Annotated in this window: 14 protein-coding genes; 5 read left to right on the top strand and 9 right to left on the bottom strand. The window is 66.3% G+C overall.

What is annotated here, in order from left to right; translation table 11 throughout:
* Positions 1 to 82 precede the first annotated feature (82 nt).
* On the bottom strand, positions 83 to 295 hold the full coding sequence (locus AC3A6M_RS11085) for a hypothetical protein (protein WP_230029527.1): 213 nt from the start codon (positions 293 to 295) through the stop codon (positions 83 to 85).
* Between the two features lie 150 nt (positions 296 to 445).
* Between AC3A6M_RS11085 and AC3A6M_RS11080 the strand changes: the two genes are divergently transcribed.
* From AC3A6M_RS11080 to AC3A6M_RS11070, 3 genes are read left to right on the top strand one after another with little or no spacing between them, the layout of a single operon-like run.
* Positions 446 to 1177, top strand: coding sequence for a phosphatase PAP2 family protein (locus tag AC3A6M_RS11080; protein WP_487852775.1), 732 nt, complete (start codon positions 446 to 448; stop codon positions 1175 to 1177).
* Complete coding sequence (locus tag AC3A6M_RS11075) at positions 1174 to 2136, top strand: diacylglycerol/lipid kinase family protein (protein WP_487852774.1); 963 nt, start codon at positions 1174 to 1176, stop codon at positions 2134 to 2136. Before AC3A6M_RS11080 ends, AC3A6M_RS11075 begins: the two co-directional genes overlap by 4 nt.
* On the top strand, positions 2111 to 2947 hold the full coding sequence (locus AC3A6M_RS11070; protein ID WP_487852773.1) for a metallophosphoesterase family protein: 837 nt from the start codon (positions 2111 to 2113) through the stop codon (positions 2945 to 2947). The genes AC3A6M_RS11075 and AC3A6M_RS11070 overlap by 26 nt, the downstream gene beginning before the upstream one ends.
* Positions 2948 to 3094: 147 nt before the next feature.
* Here AC3A6M_RS11070 and cls read toward each other — a convergent pair whose 3' ends face one another.
* Positions 3095 to 4477, bottom strand: a complete 1383-nt coding sequence (gene cls, locus AC3A6M_RS11065) for a cardiolipin synthase (RefSeq protein ID WP_487852772.1) — start codon at positions 4475 to 4477, stop codon at positions 3095 to 3097.
* Positions 4474 to 6576 carry a site-specific recombinase gene (locus AC3A6M_RS11060; RefSeq protein ID WP_487852771.1) on the bottom strand — a complete coding sequence of 701 codons (2103 nt, stop codon included), beginning with the start codon at positions 6574 to 6576 and terminating at the stop codon, positions 4474 to 4476. Before AC3A6M_RS11060 ends, cls begins: the two co-directional genes overlap by 4 nt.
* Before the next feature lie 171 nt (positions 6577 to 6747).
* On the opposite strand from AC3A6M_RS11060, the gene AC3A6M_RS11055 reads away from it, so the two are divergent.
* A complete protein-coding gene (locus AC3A6M_RS11055; protein ID WP_487852905.1) occupies positions 6748 to 7584 on the top strand; it encodes a branched-chain amino acid aminotransferase in 837 nt (278 codons plus the stop codon).
* A gap of 104 nt (positions 7585 to 7688) precedes the next feature.
* Here the strand turns inward: AC3A6M_RS11055 and AC3A6M_RS11050 are convergent, their stop codons facing one another.
* The 6 genes from AC3A6M_RS11050 to AC3A6M_RS11025 form a co-directional block, all read right to left on the bottom strand.
* Positions 7689 to 8282 carry a GDP-mannose pyrophosphatase gene (locus tag AC3A6M_RS11050; protein WP_487852770.1) on the bottom strand — a complete coding sequence of 198 codons (594 nt, stop codon included), beginning with the start codon at positions 8280 to 8282 and terminating at the stop codon, positions 7689 to 7691.
* A gap of 106 nt (positions 8283 to 8388) precedes the next feature.
* Positions 8389 to 11241 carry a TonB-dependent receptor domain-containing protein gene (locus AC3A6M_RS11045; protein ID WP_487852769.1) on the bottom strand — a complete coding sequence of 951 codons (2853 nt, stop codon included), beginning with the start codon at positions 11239 to 11241 and terminating at the stop codon, positions 8389 to 8391.
* Between the two features lie 382 nt (positions 11242 to 11623).
* Positions 11624 to 12295, bottom strand: coding sequence for a YiaD family glycine zipper/OmpA-like lipoprotein (locus AC3A6M_RS11040; RefSeq protein ID WP_487852768.1), 672 nt, complete (start codon positions 12293 to 12295; stop codon positions 11624 to 11626).
* Between the two features lie 108 nt (positions 12296 to 12403).
* Positions 12404 to 12550 carry a lmo0937 family membrane protein gene (locus AC3A6M_RS11035; protein ID WP_230029538.1) on the bottom strand — a complete coding sequence of 49 codons (147 nt, stop codon included), beginning with the start codon at positions 12548 to 12550 and terminating at the stop codon, positions 12404 to 12406.
* Positions 12551 to 12640: 90 nt separating this feature from the next.
* Positions 12641 to 12871: a hypothetical protein gene (locus tag AC3A6M_RS11030; RefSeq protein ID WP_487852767.1), complete on the bottom strand. Its 231-nt coding sequence runs from the start codon at positions 12869 to 12871 to the stop codon at positions 12641 to 12643.
* A gap of 135 nt (positions 12872 to 13006) precedes the next feature.
* On the bottom strand, positions 13007 to 13828 hold the full coding sequence (locus tag AC3A6M_RS11025; RefSeq protein WP_487852766.1) for a glycine zipper 2TM domain-containing protein: 822 nt from the start codon (positions 13826 to 13828) through the stop codon (positions 13007 to 13009).
* A 176-nt stretch (positions 13829 to 14004) separates the two neighbouring features.
* On the opposite strand from AC3A6M_RS11025, the gene AC3A6M_RS11020 reads away from it, so the two are divergent.
* Complete coding sequence (locus AC3A6M_RS11020) at positions 14005 to 14748, top strand: Crp/Fnr family transcriptional regulator (protein WP_487852904.1); 744 nt, start codon at positions 14005 to 14007, stop codon at positions 14746 to 14748.
* Positions 14749 to 14754 lie beyond the last annotated feature (6 nt).

Genomic DNA, 14754 nt, shown 5'->3' with positions numbered 1-14754 from the left:
GATGCCCTAGCGTAGGGTCCTGCCCAGCGAAAGAAAACGAATTTAAACGAACAACCTTATGCGCTTTTTAATGGAGCGCTTTTCAATGCGCCTTCGACAGGATCAGCAACCAGCGGCGGAACAGCAGCACTTCGAGGTGGCCCGGCACGACGCCGGTGTCGAATTCGATGATGGGGTTGACTGCATAGAAACGCTTGCGGAAATCACGCGTGACGAGAATCTCGCGGCGGCCAAGACGGACCAGGAACGGGGTCGGTGCGTATTCCATGCCGAAGGAGCTGTTCAGAGTAGTCATGAGGATCCCTTTTTCGATTGGTGTTATTCAAAGTCTTGCTCAAGTGCATTCAGAATATCACAACTACTGTATAAATCCACAGTTACTGTACAAAAAACCAGTTCTATTTCGCAACTGTAGTTTTTTCGCCAACGCACACAAAGGAGCTGCATGCTGAAACACCTGCCGGACCGATTGCACCGCTTCCTTGCCGCCCGCTTCTCCCCGGAAGGCGAGATGGGCATCCACTTCACCATCGGGGTGGTCCTGATCCTGTGCGCGGCCTGGGCCTTCGGCGAGATCGCCGAGGACGTGGTCGAAGGCGACACCATCACCCTGGTCGACGTCCGCCTGGCCCACTGGTTCCGCGCCCACGCCAGCGCCGGCTTCACGGACGCCATGCTGTTCATCACGCACTGGAACGGCATCCTCGGCTCCAGCATCATGGGCGCGCTGCTGGCGGTCTGGTTCTGGTACCGCAAGGCGCATTACTGGCTGGTCGTGGTATTGGTGGCGGTGCCCGGCGGGATGCTGCTGAATGTCGCCCTCAAGCACGTGTTCCGGCGCGCGCGTCCCACCCTGGAGGATCCTTTGCTGACCCTGACGACCTATAGCTTCCCGAGCGGCCACACGGCGGCCGCGACCGTGTTCTACGGCCTCGTCGCCTGCTACCTGGTGCGCCGCGTGCCGGGCTGGCCGAGGCGCGCCGCCGTCATCACGGCCTGCTGCCTGATGGTGATGCTGGTGGCGCTGTCGCGCATGTACCTGGGCGTGCACTATCTGTCCGACGTACTGGCCGCCGCCGCGGAAGGCGCGGCCTGGCTGGCGGTCTGCATCACGGCGATATCGACCCTGCAGCGGCGCCGCATCGCGCGGGCGCGCGGGCGCGAGGTAGCGGCATGAAGCCCGTCACCGTGATCGTCAACGGCGGCGCCGGCCAGGGCCACGACGACAGCGCCGCCGCCGAGCTGCGCGCCAAGCTGGCGCATGCCGGCCTGGACGCCGAACTGGTGCTGGCCAAGGACGGCGAGGAGATGATCGCCACCGCCCGCCGCGCGCTGGAAGGCGGGGCCGAACTGGTGGTGGCCGGGGGAGGGGATGGCACCATCAACGCCGTCGCTTCCGTGATGGCGGGCAGCGGGGTGCGCTTCGGCGTGCTGCCGCTCGGTACGCTGAACCATTTCGCGAAGGACCTCGGCATCCCGCTCGACCTGGACGAGGCGGTGCGCAACCTCGCCGAAGGCAGGCCGCGCCAGGTCGATGTCGGCGAGGTCAACGGCCGCGTCTTCCTCAACAATTCGAGCCTGGGCCTGTACCCGGACATCGTGCGCGACCGCGAGAAGCAGCAGCGCCGCCTGGGGCGCGGCAAGTGGCCGGCGGCGCTGTGGGCGACCGTCGCCGCGCTGCGCCGCTATCCCTTCCTGTCGATGCGCCTGACGGTGGGCGGCGAAACGCTGGCGCGCCGCACGCCCTTCGTCTTCATCGGCAACAACCGCTACACCATGCAGGGCCTGGCGATCGGCGAGCGCGACCGTCTCGACGATGGCCTGCTGAGCCTCTACGTGGCCCAGCACCCGACCCGCCTGGGCCTGCTGCGCTTCGCCTTCGACGCCCTGCTCGGCAAGCTCGGCAGCGAGCGCGACTTCGACGTGCTGGAAGCCGCCAGCTTCCAGATCGACACCCACCACAAGCACCTGCACGTCGCCACCGATGGCGAAGTCACGCTCATGAATCCGCCGCTGCGCTACCGGGTGCGGCCTGGCGCACTGACGGTGCTGGTGCCGGCTGCGACAATCGACACCACAACAACGACAATGGAAAAGGAAACGGACAACCATGCGCACACTCGTTCACCTCTCTGACCTGCATTTCGGCCGCGTCGATCCGGAGCTGCTCGGCCCGCTGCGCGACCTGGTCCACAAGATCGCCCCGACCGTGGTGGTGGTGTCGGGCGACCTGACGCAACGGGCGAAGAGCGAGCAGTTCGAGGAAGCACGGGCCTGGCTCGACACCTTGCCGGGCCCGCAGATCATCGTCCCCGGCAACCACGACATCTCGCTGTACAACGTGTTCCGCCGCTTCGTGCTGCCGCTCGAACGCTACAAGCGCTACATCACCGAGGACCTCGATCCGGTCTACATCGACGACGAGATTGCGGTGCTGGGCGTGAACACGGCGCGCTCCCTGACCTGGAAGGACGGACGGGTCAACAAGGAACAGGTCGAGAAGATCCGCGCGACCCTGGCCGGCCTGCCGCAGGAAGTCACGCGCGTGGTGGTCACCCACCATCCCTTCGACCTGCCGAAGGGCGCCGAAGAGGACGACCTGGTCGACCGCGCGCACATGGCGATGGACGCGTTCGCGGACGTCGGGGTCGACCTGCTGATGGCCGGCCACCTGCACCAGAGCCACGCCGGCAACACCCAGGCGCGCTACAAGATCAGCGAGTACGCGGCGCTGGTGGTGCAGGCCGGCACCGCAACCTCCACCCGCGGCCGCGGCGAGGTCAATTCCTTCAACGTGATCCGGATCGAGTCGCAGAAGATCGAGGTCGACCGCTACGGCTGGGATTCCGTGCACAAGCAGTTCCAGCTGCTGGCGACGGAGAAGTTCATGCGGAGCGGGAATGTCTGGGCCGAGGTGAACGAGGGGATGCTGGCGGCGGGGATTTAACCGCGCCGGCGTCGCTCCGCGCCGGCGTCGCTCCGCGCCTTCAACGTCGTCCCCGCGCAGGCGGGGACCCAAGCTGCACGAGCAGGCGTAACGCGTGCAAACTTGGGTCCCCGCCTTCGCGGGGACGACGGAGCAAAGGTACCGGGCTTAAATCCAGTACTCCCCCAGCCTTGCCACCCACTCCCGGATCCTGTCCTTCCACGGCCGGTGCTTCCACCGCTCCAGGGTGACCTCCTTCGAATCGCGCAGGTCCTCGTTGAAGGCGCTCTCCATGTCGCGTCCGAAGGCCGGGTCCATCACCACCACGTTCAGTTCGTAGTTGTGCAGGAAGCTGCGGCGGTCGATGTTGGCCGAGCCGATGGTCGACCAGGCGCCGTCGATCACCGCCGTCTTCGCGTGCAGCACCGCGACCTGCAGCTCGAAGATCTTCACACCGGCCTTCAGGAGCTGGTCGTAGAAGCCCTGGCCGGCGTAGCGGATCAGGCTGTGGTCGGACACGCCCGGCAGCACCAGCCTGACGTCCACGCCGCGTTTGGCGGCGGCGGCGAGGGCGTCGACGATCTGCTGGTCGGGCACGAAATAGGCCGAGGTGATGTGGATGCTCTTCTTCGCTTCCGTGATCGCCACCACCAGCGCCTTGTAGATGTCGGAGTCGCCTTCCGGATTGCCGGCCAGGACGCGGATCAGCTTGTCGCCGGCGGGCGACAGGGTGGGGAAGTAATCGGCCTTCGGCAGTTCGCCGCCTTCCTGCTGCACCCACAGGTTCACGAAGGTCCATTGCAGCGGGGCGACCGCCGGGCCCTCGATCTTGACGTGGGTGTCGCGCCAGCCGACTTTCGAGCCGTCGACGTTGTCGGCCCGGTAGCGCGAGCGGAACAGCGAACTGTTGGCGTAGGTGGAGCTGATGTTGATGCCCCCGGTGAAGGCGACCTTGCCGTCGACCACCATCAGCTTGCGGTGGTTGCGGTTGTTCAGGTCCCAGTTGCCCTTGGCCTTGGCCGGGTTGACCGGGTTGAAGATCAGGACCCGGATCCCGGCCGCGCGCATGCGCTCGAAGAAGTCGGCCGGGGTGGCGATCGCGCCGACCGCGTCGACCATGATGTTGACCTGCACGCCCTGGCGCTGCTTCTCGATCAGCAGGTCGGCGAACTCGATGCCGACCTTGTCCTGGTCGAAGATATAGGTCTCGAGGTTGATCGAACTGGTGGCGGCGCGCGCCGCGGCCATCATTTCGCGCATGGTGGCCGGGCCGTCGAACAGCAGCATCACGCGGTTGCCGGCGATGAGCGGCACGCCGGTCGCCTGTTCTTCCAGCACGGCCAGGGATTTCAGGTCGGCGGTGGCGTTGGCCCAGCGCTTCGACACCAGGGCCGAGGCCTGCTTCGGCGCCAGCGTGCCCTTTGTGCCGGCGACGGTGGGATTGGCCTTCGCGGAGGCGACCGGATCGACCTCCGGCAGGGATTTGCAGGAGATCAGGACCAGGCCCAGGCTCAGGCCGACCAGCCAGGATTGCAGGCGCGGGAAGCTCATTCGTATCCTCTCATTTGCTCGCTCATGTCCCCGTATTCCTTGGGTCCGATAAAGAAGTCCAGCGGCGCCGCGCGCAGGCGCCGGCCCAGCGCGCGCAGCAGCCGGAAGCCGTGGTAGAAGCGAATCTTGCGGGCGCGCAGCGCCACCCACAGCGCCAGCCCGAAGCTGACCAGCAGGTTGACCATGCCGATCAGGGCGATGCCCAGCGCGGTGATGCCGATCGTCTCCCAGCCGACCTGGTAATCGAGGCCGACGAAGCCGATCGCGAAGTTGGCCGACGAGAAGGTCACGTGGCGGATGTCGAGCGGCAGGCCGAGCAGGAAGCCGATGGTGGCCGTCACCCCCATCAGGATGCCGAATACCGCATTGCCCATCAGGCCGCCGAGGTTGTCCTCGATGTAGGCGCCGAAGCGCTCCAGTCTTTCTTTCCCCAGCAGGCGCCGCAGGCCATGCAGCTGCTGCACGCGCCGGCCCATGCGGGTATATAAAGCCTTGTTGTCGTAGTAGCCGGACACCAGGCCCGACACGAACAGCCAGACCCCGGCGATCGCCGCGTGCAGCAGGGCCAGCGATTCCCACGGGTGGCTGTCGTGGATCAGGTGGCGCGCCTTGTCCGGGCTGACCAGGTGGTGGCCGCTCAGGTACCAGTAGCCGAGCGCGATCAGGAAGGAGAACGGGATCACGGTGGCCAGGTTGCCCAGCACCGCCACCACCTGGGTGCGGAATACCTTGTTGACCAGCGCCGCCATGCTGTCGACGTCGGCCTGGCGGTGGCCGCGGCCTTTCTGGTCGCTCTCGTGCAGCGTGGCGGCGATGCGCGCGGCCGTCATCGCCGGTTGCTTGGTGGCGATGGTGAAGTGCAGCACGTGCACGAGCATGAAGCCGAGCGAGTAGTTCATGCTGTACAGGGCGGCCTCGATCAGGGGCGCGCGGTGCAGGTAGGACAGCAGGATCTTGATCATCGCCATGAAGCTGATGATGATCCCGGCCCCGGCCGCGGCATTGAACATCTGGCGCAGGTCGGTGCGGCGCTCGGCGATGTAGTGTTCGCCGGTGCGGCTGGCGTTTTCGGTCACGTTGCGCGCCAGCAGGTCGATGTTGTCGCGCACCAGGCCGCGCACCTGGTACTTGGTGTTGTGGGCTTCGGCCAGCTCCTGGGCCAGCGAGATCGCGGCCGCGCGGCGCAGCGTGGTCGGCGGCTCGGACGGCGCGCTCGCTTCCTCGGCCAGCGCCTCCAGGTCGATCGTCGGCGCACTCGGCAAGCCGCCGCTGACGTCGACCAGGAACAGCAGCTTGCGCAGGCGGTCGATGCTCTGCGTGATCGCCAGCAGCAGGTAAGTGAGCGACACGCTGGTGCCGGCCGCCAGCGCGCGCCGCCGGACCTTCAGCACCACTTCCTCGCACTGGTCGAGCATCACCAGCAGGTGGCGCGCATCTTCCATCTGGTCGATCTCGCCGGCCATCAGGCGGCCGTACTGGTCGAGGTAGTGATTCGCCTCGATGTTCTGCATCAGGAAGGGCGAATCGACTTCCTCGATCTCCATGTGGGCGTGGATCAGGCGCGGCTCCAGGCCCAGCGCGCAGACGCGGCAGGACAGGGTGCGGATCGCGTCCAGCAGGCCCAGCACGGTGACGTGGCGCGCGCGGTCCGGCGTCGCATCCGCCGGCGGCGGGGCGTTCGAGACGGTGTCGAACAGTTCGAGCCAGTCGGCGTTCGGCACCGCGGCGATCCACTGGTAGTCGTCCTCGCGGCACAGCAGCCGGTCGAGGGTGTCCGAGAGGTAGTGCTCGTCGAGCGCGGGCGGCAGGACGCGGTAGGCGATGCGCTTCTTGAGTTCGGTGAAGAAGCCGTCGTTCGACAGGATGCCGACGTCCGAGTACAGGCTGGTGTGGCGGCGCGTCTCGAGCAGGGTCGTGATGTAGCGGCGCAGCGCCCAGGCGTGTTCGGGAGCGCCTTTCAGCAGCCGGGTTAGCGTGCGGACCTGGGCGCGCGCATAGGCGGCGTCCTGCGCGCGGCGCGGGCGCAGCTTGTCGACCAGGTCGACCAGCAGGTCGATCTGGTCGCTGTCCGGATCGAGACGTTCGAGGATGGCGAGCATGGATACTTACAGTGCTGGGCGATGGGACTGCCCGGAAACCGTAGTGTACTCGCGGACATGCCGGGGCTGTGTACGCCACCGTACCGAGCGGCCCCGGCCGCTGCGCCGGCCCTGCCGCTGCGGTACACTTGTTGGGCTATGTCATCGCATTCATACACCTAGGGAAAAGCCATATACCTGACTTATTACAACGGCGAATGGGCCGAAGGGAATACGCCGCTGTTCGGCGCGATGGACCACAGCGTGTGGCTGGGTTCTTCGGTCTTCGACGGCGCGCGCGCCCTGCAGGGCCACCTGCCGGACCTGCGCCCGCACCTGCAGCGCGTGATCGATTCGGCCGAGAAGCTGGGCCTGACCTGTCCGCTGTCGGGGGACCAGATGGAAGCGCTGGTGCGCGAAGGCGTGGCGAAGTTCCCGCCGAACGCCGAGCTGTACATCCGCCCGCTGGTGTTCGCCTCCGAAGGTTTCCTGATCCCGGTGCCGGAAAAGGCCGGCTTCGCCCTGACCCTGTTCGACGCGCCGCTGCCGCCGTTCGCCGGCTTCTCGGCCTGCCTGTCCGAGCTGCACCGCCCGCAGCCGACCATGGCCCCGACCGACGCCAAGGCCTCGGCCCTGTACGCCAACACCGCGCGCGCCCTGCGCGACGCCCGCACGCGCGGCTTCGACAACGCGGTGCTGCTCGACATGGCCGGCAACGTGGCCGAGTTCGCGTCCTCGAACCTGTTCCTGGTCACGCACGACGGCGCCGTGGTCACCCCGGCCCTGAACGGCACCTTCCTGGCCGGCATCACCCGCGCCCGCGTGATCGCGCTGCTGAAGGACGCCGGCATCACGGTCGAGGAGCGCATCGTCAAGCCGGAAGAACTGGACACCGCGCGCGAAATCTTCAGCACTGGCAACTACGGCAAGGTCACGCCCTGCATCCGCTACGAATCGCGCGAACTGCCGGCCGGCCCGGTGGCAAAGCAGGCGCGCGACCTGTACATGGCGTTCACCGAAACCACCTGAGTTTGCGTTGCCCCAAACCGGGGTCAGACTCCCGTTTTTGGAAACTGCCTGAAGGCTCTTTCCAAAATCCGGAGTCTGACCCCGGTTTGATTTAGGATAAAGAATCAGGAGGCTTCGTGCCGGCCCAGTACCTTGCGTTCCAGGTGCAGCAGGAGCAGTACGGTCTTGGTGTCGACGATGCCGCCGGTGTCGACCAGCGCCAGGGCGTCGTCGAAGTCGAGTTCGACCACCTCGATGTCTTCGCCTTCCTCGGCCTTGCCGCCGCCGGGACCGCAGCGCCGCGCCGGGTCATATTCGGCCACGAACAGGTGGATGCGTTCGGTCAGTGCCCCGGGGCTGGGATACAGCTGCATCACCGGGGTCAGGTGCGCGATCTCGTAGCCGGTTTCCTCGCGCGCCTCCGTCATCACGCGCTGTTCGGGCGGGGCGCCGTCCAGCACCCCGGCGGTGGCTTCCAGCAGGAAGCCGTCGCTGCCGTTCAGGCGCGCGCCGAGCCGGAACTGGCGGGTCAGCACCACCGTGCGGCGTTCGCGGTTGTACAGCAGCACGGCGGCGCCGCTGGCGGCGTCGTAGATTTCACGCTGCTGCTCCTGCCAGCTGCCGTCGCCGCGGCGTTGTTCGTAGGTGACTTTCTTCAGCGGGTAATAGTCGTCCGAGAGGATCTCCTCGCCGACGATGCGGATCCTGTCTTCAGCCATGGCGTCTCCTGATCAAGATGTCAGCCGAGCATACACCGCGGCCATGAAAAAAGCCGCCCGGCTTGCGCGGGGCGGCTTTCGCTCATGCTGAGCGTTCAAGCAGCGATTACTTGAACTTGTACGACGCGGTCAGGCGGAAGTAGCGGCCCATGCCGTTGTGCAGCTGGCTGTCGAAGCCTTCGTTCGGATAACGCGGATCGTACGGGGCCTTGGTGTCGAACAGGTTCTTGATGTTCGCCGACAGGGTCCAGTTCTTGAAGCCGGTGTACGAATAGGCGGCGCCGAAGGTCAGCCATTCGTCGACGTTGCAGTCCGGGTTCGAGTAACCGTAGTTGGCCAGGCCGCCCAGCGAGTAGGCGCCCGCCGGCTGGCCGGCGCCGTAGTGGCAGTACGGCACCGGGTAGGTCACGTCGTTGTCCCAGACGCGCATCAGCGAGACCGACGACACGTAGTCGGCCGACAGGGTCGCCGAGTGGTCGCCGCGGGTCCAGGTCGAGGCGATGTTCAGGCGGTGACGCGGGATGTCGCCGACCGAGGTCGCCCAGTCCGCATAGCCGCCGGCGGTGCCGACCAGGTTGTGCGCGACTTCGCCCGGACGCTCTGCGCGCTTGAAGGTCAGCGCGTAGGTGTAGTTCAGGCGGGTCGTGATGCGGCCCATCTCGCCCAGGTTCAGGCGGTGCGCGGCTTCGAAGTCGATGCCCGAAGTGTCGGTGCTGCCCTGGTTCACGAAGGTGCGGTTGATCGCCAGCAGCTGGCCCGAATTCGGGATCACGTTGCCGTTCGCATCGACCAGGTTGTTGGCGTCACGGACGGCCAGGCCCGGGTACAGGGCCGGGTGCTCGGCCACGAAGGTCGACGACAGCAGCGCGGTCTCGTTTTCCTTGCGGATGCGGTAGTAGTCGATCAGCAGGTCGACGTTCTTGGTCGGGTTGATGATCGCGCCGAACGAGTAGCTCTTCGAGGTTTCGTTCTTCAGGTTCGGGTTCGGGGTCGACACCGACGAGATGCTGCGTGCGCAATCCAGCTGGTCGGCGCCCGCCACCGGGTGCTTGCCATCCGGGCAGCGGATCGGGTCGACGAAGTTGTTGTTGAACGACTGCACGCCGCCCGGCGCCACCTGCGACAGCGCCGGAGCGCGGAAGCCCTTGGCGAAGCTGCCGCGGAAGGTGACCTTGTCGGTCGCTTCCCACTTGGCGCCGACCTTCGGCACGAAGCTCTTCGCGTTCGGGTACTTGTCGTAGCGGCCGGCGAAGTCCATCTCGAAGGTCTTGGTGAACGGGGTGCGCAGTTCGACGAAGCCCGACTTGACCACGCGCTGGCCGGCCAGCACCGAGTTCGACAGGCCGATGATGTTACCGCTGGCCAGTTCCGGATCGGAGGTCAGGCCCAGTTTTTCCTGGCGGATTTCGCCGCCGAAGGCCAGGCCGATCTCGCCGCCGGCCAGCTTGCCGAAGGAGGTCGAGGCCTTGGCGTCGAACTGGGTGACTTGCGAGTAGCCGCTGTTGTTGACGTCGCGGACCGCGTTCGGATCGGCGATGGTGGCGGCGATGGTGCGGTTCTCGGTCACGATGCGGTCGATGACCGGACGGTACAGGTAGCCGTGGCCCAGGTCGCTGCGCTCGGCGCGGTTGTACAGCAGGCCGGTTTCCCAGTCGAAGGCGCCGGCGGTGCCTTTCAGGCCGGTCAGGAAGCGGTAGGTCTTGTTGACGTTCTCGGCGCCGGCGTCGGTGCCGGCGAAGCGGAACACGGCCGCTGCGCGGTAGCCGGTGAACGGGTTGTCCGGGTGGCCGGACGGCAGCAGCAGCTGGTAGCTGGTCGGCAGGCCGTTGACGCGGAACACGGTGGTCGGCGCGGTCGACGAGATGGTCTTCGGCAGGCCGACGTATTCACGCTCGACGCGCGAGAAGCCGACTTCGGTGAACGAGGTCAGGTTCGCGCCCAGCTTGACGGTGAACTTCGACAGCAGGTTGACGTCCGTGCCTTTCGATTGCGCTTCGTAGTAGTCGGCGACGTCGAAGCTGCAGAACTCGCGGCCGTACAGCATCGAGGTCGGGGCGATGCCGTGCTGGGCGCCGCCGGTGATGACCTTGCCCGCGCAACCGGCGGTGCTGTTCTTGACGTACTGGCCGTTGGCGGCGCTGGTCGAGAAGTTGCCCTTGCCGGCGGTCAGTTCGCGGAAGATGAAGGGGTTGTTCGAGGCGTAGCTGCCGTACTCGTTCAGGCGGTAGTTGATCGCCGAGTACTGGTCCTGCTCGATGTCCTTGACGTCCTTGATGCCGGTGTGGCCGCGCTTCGAGACGTCGAAGCTGAGCAGGGCGTTGAAGCGGTCCTTTTCCAGGTCGCCGAAGCCGAACACGCCGTTGACGTTGTTGCGGTTGAACTGGCCGTCGTCGTTGGCCGAGGTCGAGGCCGAGATTTCGGCGCCCTGGTAGTCGTCCTTGGTGATGAAGTTGATCACGCCGGCGATCGCGTCCGAGCCGTACACGGCCGAAGCGCCATCCTTGAACACTTCGACGCGGGCGATGGCCGACACCGGAATGCTGTTCAGGTCATACACGGTCGACTTGCCGTTGTTCGGGTCGGCGTAGGCGGCGGCGGCGATGCGGCGGCCGTTCAGCAGGACCAGGGTCGAGGACGAGCCCAGGCCGCGCAGCGAGGCGGTCGAGGCGCCCTTCGAGAAGCCGTTGTCGTTCAGGATGTCGTTCGAAGTGCCCGAGCCGAAGGCCGGGATGTTGTGCAGCAGTTCGGCGACCGTGTTGGCGCCCGTCGCGGTGATTTCCTTGGCGGTCATCACGGTGATCGGCGACGAGTCTTCCTTGTCGGCGCGCTTGATGTTCGAACCGGTCACGTAGACTTTTTGCATCGGGGCCTGGTCGGCCTGTGCAAACACGAAACCGGGTGCTGCCAGGGTGAGGGCCACAGCGAGGACGCTGTGCTTTACTGCGAGTTGCTTAGTCAAAATCTCTCCAATACTTAATCTCGAAGCCGGGGCTTCTCTTTTCAACCTCGGCAGGTCGGGGCCGGCCAAGGGGGAGGATCAGACCATTTCCAATACTAAACAGTCAAATTGGATGCGTGATTTTGTGTGCATATTACAACGGGTATAAATACCGGTAATAAGGCCATGCAGAGAAGCTTGTCTTGGAACGTATGCATAAGAATACCTTATGCATGGGCGCACGCTCTCATAGGAGAAAGCTATGTAAATACCATGGATTTTGTTTTGCTGCGTGCGCAGGAGTCCATGCGCTGCCGGATCCTGCGCCGCACTGTGGCAAGTGTTTGAAAACTCACCGAAAGTCACCGGGCGCCGCCTCGACGGGGACGGCGCCCGGCAGGAATCAGCCGGCGCGTCCCGGCTCGTTCACGTAGATTTCGACGCGGCGGTTGCGGGCGCGGCCGGCCGGGTCGTCGTTCGAGGCGATCGGCTCGCGCGCGGCGCGGCCTTCGACCGTGATGCGGTTCGGGTCGATGCCGCGCGACGCCAGGTAGTCGCGCGCATGGGTGGCGCGGTCGAGCGACAGCGGCTGGTTGATCTGGTCGCCGCCGGTGCTGTCGGTGTGGCCGATGATGGTCACGTAGGTGCCCGGGTTCTCGTTCAGGGTGGTCGCGAAGCGGTCGAGGATGGGCCGGAAGTTCGGCTTGATGTCGGCGCGGTTGGTGTCGAACGAGATGTCGCTCGGGATCTCGAGCTTGAGGCGGTTGTCGGCGGTCTGCGAGACCTGTACGCCGGTGCCGCGGGTGGCCTGTTCCATCGTCTGGCGCTGCTGCTCCATGCGCTTGGACCAGACGTTGCCGGCCACTGCGCCGGCCAGGCCGCCCAGCACTGCGCCCCGCGCAGCGCGGCCGCTGCCGCCGCCGCCCGTGCTGGCGCCGATGATGGCGCCCAGGCCGGCACCGACGCCGGCGCCGGTGGCGGTGCCGCGCTGGGTGGCGTTCATGTCAGCGCAGCCGCTGGCGGCTACGGCAAGGACGGTCGCGCACAGGGTGGACCGGATAAAAGCAGTATGCATGGCGTTCTCCTTCAAAAAAAAATATCCGTTTCGCAGTCGCGCCCCACCAATCAGGGGTACGACCGCGAAACGGATCGGACGGTACTGCGGGGTGCTGCGTGGCGGATGTTATATCCCGCGTCCACTGATCAGGCGTACCAGGATCATGATGACGGCAACGACCAACAGGATGTGGATGAAGCCGCCGACGGTATAGGAAGTGACCAGACCAAGCAGCCACAGAATGATGAGTACTACTGCGATAGTGTAGAGCATGATGATGTCCTCTCCGTTTGAACCGGCGATGTCTTTGCCGTAGGTTCAGTATCCCGGGATCCGCGGCTGTGCTCCGTACGCTGACGTACATTAAGCGGCGGATTTTTGTTCTTTTCGCAATCCCGGGATCCATCCCATGAAACCCATCAGGCCGACGAAACCGATCATGCAGATCATCAGGCCGCCCGTGATCAGGAAGAACACGTCGTGCGCGGCGATGTCGACGCTGCCGGGCTGCGGCGCCGGGCCGGCGCTGACGAGGCCGAAGCCGGTGATCAGCAGGCCCCAGAGAATGATTCCTACCCATGCGATGCTGTTCATTGGAATCCCCTTTCGCGTGATTGTTCCTGATTCTTGACCGCCATACGGCTGAGTTCCGTGCGCTAGCGCACATTGCGAAAAAGAAAACAAAAACGGGGTCGAAGCCCCGTCCAGGTCCATCCCGCGTGCATGAAATCAGGCCGCGCGCAGCGATCCCTTGACGATGCGCACGCGGTCGCCGGTACGCCATTGCGGCGCGCTCTGCTGGTGGAAAGTGCGCAGGGTGCCGTCGTCCAGGCGGACCCGGATCTCGTAGCTGCGGCTGGCCTTCATATTGCCTTCGACCTGGTTGCCGACCACCGCGCCGCCGACCGCGCCGGCCACCGTCGCCAGCTGGCGTCCATGGCCGCTGCCGACCTGGTTGCCGAGCAGGCCGCCGAGGATCGCACCGCCGGCCGCGCCGACGCCGCTGCCTTGCGCGCGGGTCGTGATGGTCCGGATCGATTCGACGTTGCCGCAGGTGCCGCACCAGCGGCTGGACGAGTCTTCCTGCGCCACGCGGGTCGTGGCCTTCGCTTTCGCATGGCTCTCGCGCACCGGCGCCGGTTCGGCGTAGCCGGAAGCGGTCGTGCCCTGGGCGCTGCTGCCGTAGGCGCTGGTGCCCTGGGCGGCGTAGCCCGGTTCGGCGTAGGCGCCGGCGGGAGCGGCGGGCAGGGGAGCGGCCGGCGCCGGCGCATAGCCGCCGGCCAGTGCCTGGGCCGGATAGGCCGGCGCGGCCGGCGCCATGGCGGGCGGCGCGGCGGGCACCGGCGCCATGCCCGGCTGCTGCAGGCTGGCGGAGAGGGCGGCGCGGTCGGCGGCACTCAGTTCGTTGGTCGCGGTGCGGCCTTTCGAGGACGGCAGCCAGCCCATGATGGCGGCGGTGCCGACTGCGCAAAACAGGATCACGGCGAGTGCCGCCAGCAGCAGCAGGGGATGCTGGCCGCGGCGCGCCGGAGGTGTCGGATGGGTGTTCATGGCGGGTCCTTTTCTTATTTGCTTCGGTCTGGTCATTGTCCCTGCCAACAACACCCGGTTCCGTGCGTCACCGTACATACTTCCCCCGACCGCACCGGTACGCTGACCAGAAGTTGTTAGCAAATGATACCGCGACGCCGGGCTGGTTCCCGCCGGCGTCCTACCGCGAGGGCCCGATGAATTCTCCTGCTGCACCGATGGTCGCCGAGCATAACGCCAACCTGCTGCTGGCCGCGCTTCCGCCGGAAGACCTGGCACGCATGCTGCCGGCGCTCGACCAGGTCCAGGTGGAGCTCGGCGCGGTGCTGTGCGAACCGGGCGACCCGATCCGCCACATCTACTTCCCGCACGATTGCCTGGTCTCGATGATGGCCGTGGCCGAAGTGCGCATGACGCTCGAAGTGGGCCTGGTCGGCCGCGAAGGCATGCTGGGCGCCACCGTCGCCCTCGGCCACGACACCACCCAGGTGCGCGCGGTGGTGCAGCGCGCCGGCAGCGCCAGCCGCATCGACGCCGACCTGTTCCGCGCCGAGTTCGCGCGCAGCCCGGCCCTGCAGCGCGTCCTGTACCGCTACACCGATGCCCTGCTGGCCCAGGCGATCCAGATCGCCGTCTGCAGCCGCTACCACGTGCTGGAGGCGCGCCTGGCGCGTTCGCTGCTGGTCACGCGCGACCGCCTGCAGTCCGACCGCTTCCACCTGACCCACGAGTTCCTCGCGCATGCGCTGGGCGTGCGCCGGGTCGGCGTCACCAAGGCCGCCAGCGCCCTGCAGCAGCAGGGGCTGATCAACTACAGCCGCGGCAACATCGAGATCCTCGATCCCGAAGGCCTGGCGCAGGCCGCCTGCACCTGCTACGAGATCGTGCGCGAAGCGGGCGCCGGCGCGGGGGCCACGGCCGCCGCGCCGCTGTTCGCCTGACCCGCT

Source organism: Telluria sp. Soil_C_11 (genome assembly GCF_057657395.1).
Note: the sequence above shows the minus strand (reverse complement) of the source record. Positions and strands in the feature narration are given on the sequence as shown.

Coding starts and splice junctions, on each gene's coding strand:
- AC3A6M_RS11040 (WP_487852768.1), bottom strand. CDS start 12,295: ATGCATACTGCTTTTATCCGGTCCACCCTGTGCGCGACCGTCCTTGCC.
- AC3A6M_RS11050 (WP_487852770.1), bottom strand. CDS start 8,282: ATGGCTGAAGACAGGATCCGCATCGTCGGCGAGGAGATCCTCTCGGAC.
- AC3A6M_RS11035 (WP_230029538.1), bottom strand. CDS start 12,550: ATGCTCTACACTATCGCAGTAGTACTCATCATTCTGTGGCTGCTTGGT.
- AC3A6M_RS11025 (WP_487852766.1), bottom strand. CDS start 13,828: ATGAACACCCATCCGACACCTCCGGCGCGCCGCGGCCAGCATCCCCTG.
- cls (WP_487852772.1), bottom strand. CDS start 4,477: ATGAGCTTCCCGCGCCTGCAATCCTGGCTGGTCGGCCTGAGCCTGGGC.
- AC3A6M_RS11085 (WP_230029527.1), bottom strand. CDS start 295: ATGACTACTCTGAACAGCTCCTTCGGCATGGAATACGCACCGACCCCG.
- AC3A6M_RS11020 (WP_487852904.1), top strand. CDS start 14,005: ATGAATTCTCCTGCTGCACCGATGGTCGCCGAGCATAACGCCAACCTG.
- AC3A6M_RS11080 (WP_487852775.1), top strand. CDS start 446: ATGCTGAAACACCTGCCGGACCGATTGCACCGCTTCCTTGCCGCCCGC.
- AC3A6M_RS11030 (WP_487852767.1), bottom strand. CDS start 12,871: ATGAACAGCATCGCATGGGTAGGAATCATTCTCTGGGGCCTGCTGATC.
- AC3A6M_RS11075 (WP_487852774.1), top strand. CDS start 1,174: ATGAAGCCCGTCACCGTGATCGTCAACGGCGGCGCCGGCCAGGGCCAC.
- AC3A6M_RS11060 (WP_487852771.1), bottom strand. CDS start 6,576: ATGCTCGCCATCCTCGAACGTCTCGATCCGGACAGCGACCAGATCGAC.
- AC3A6M_RS11070 (WP_487852773.1), top strand. CDS start 2,111: ATGCGCACACTCGTTCACCTCTCTGACCTGCATTTCGGCCGCGTCGAT.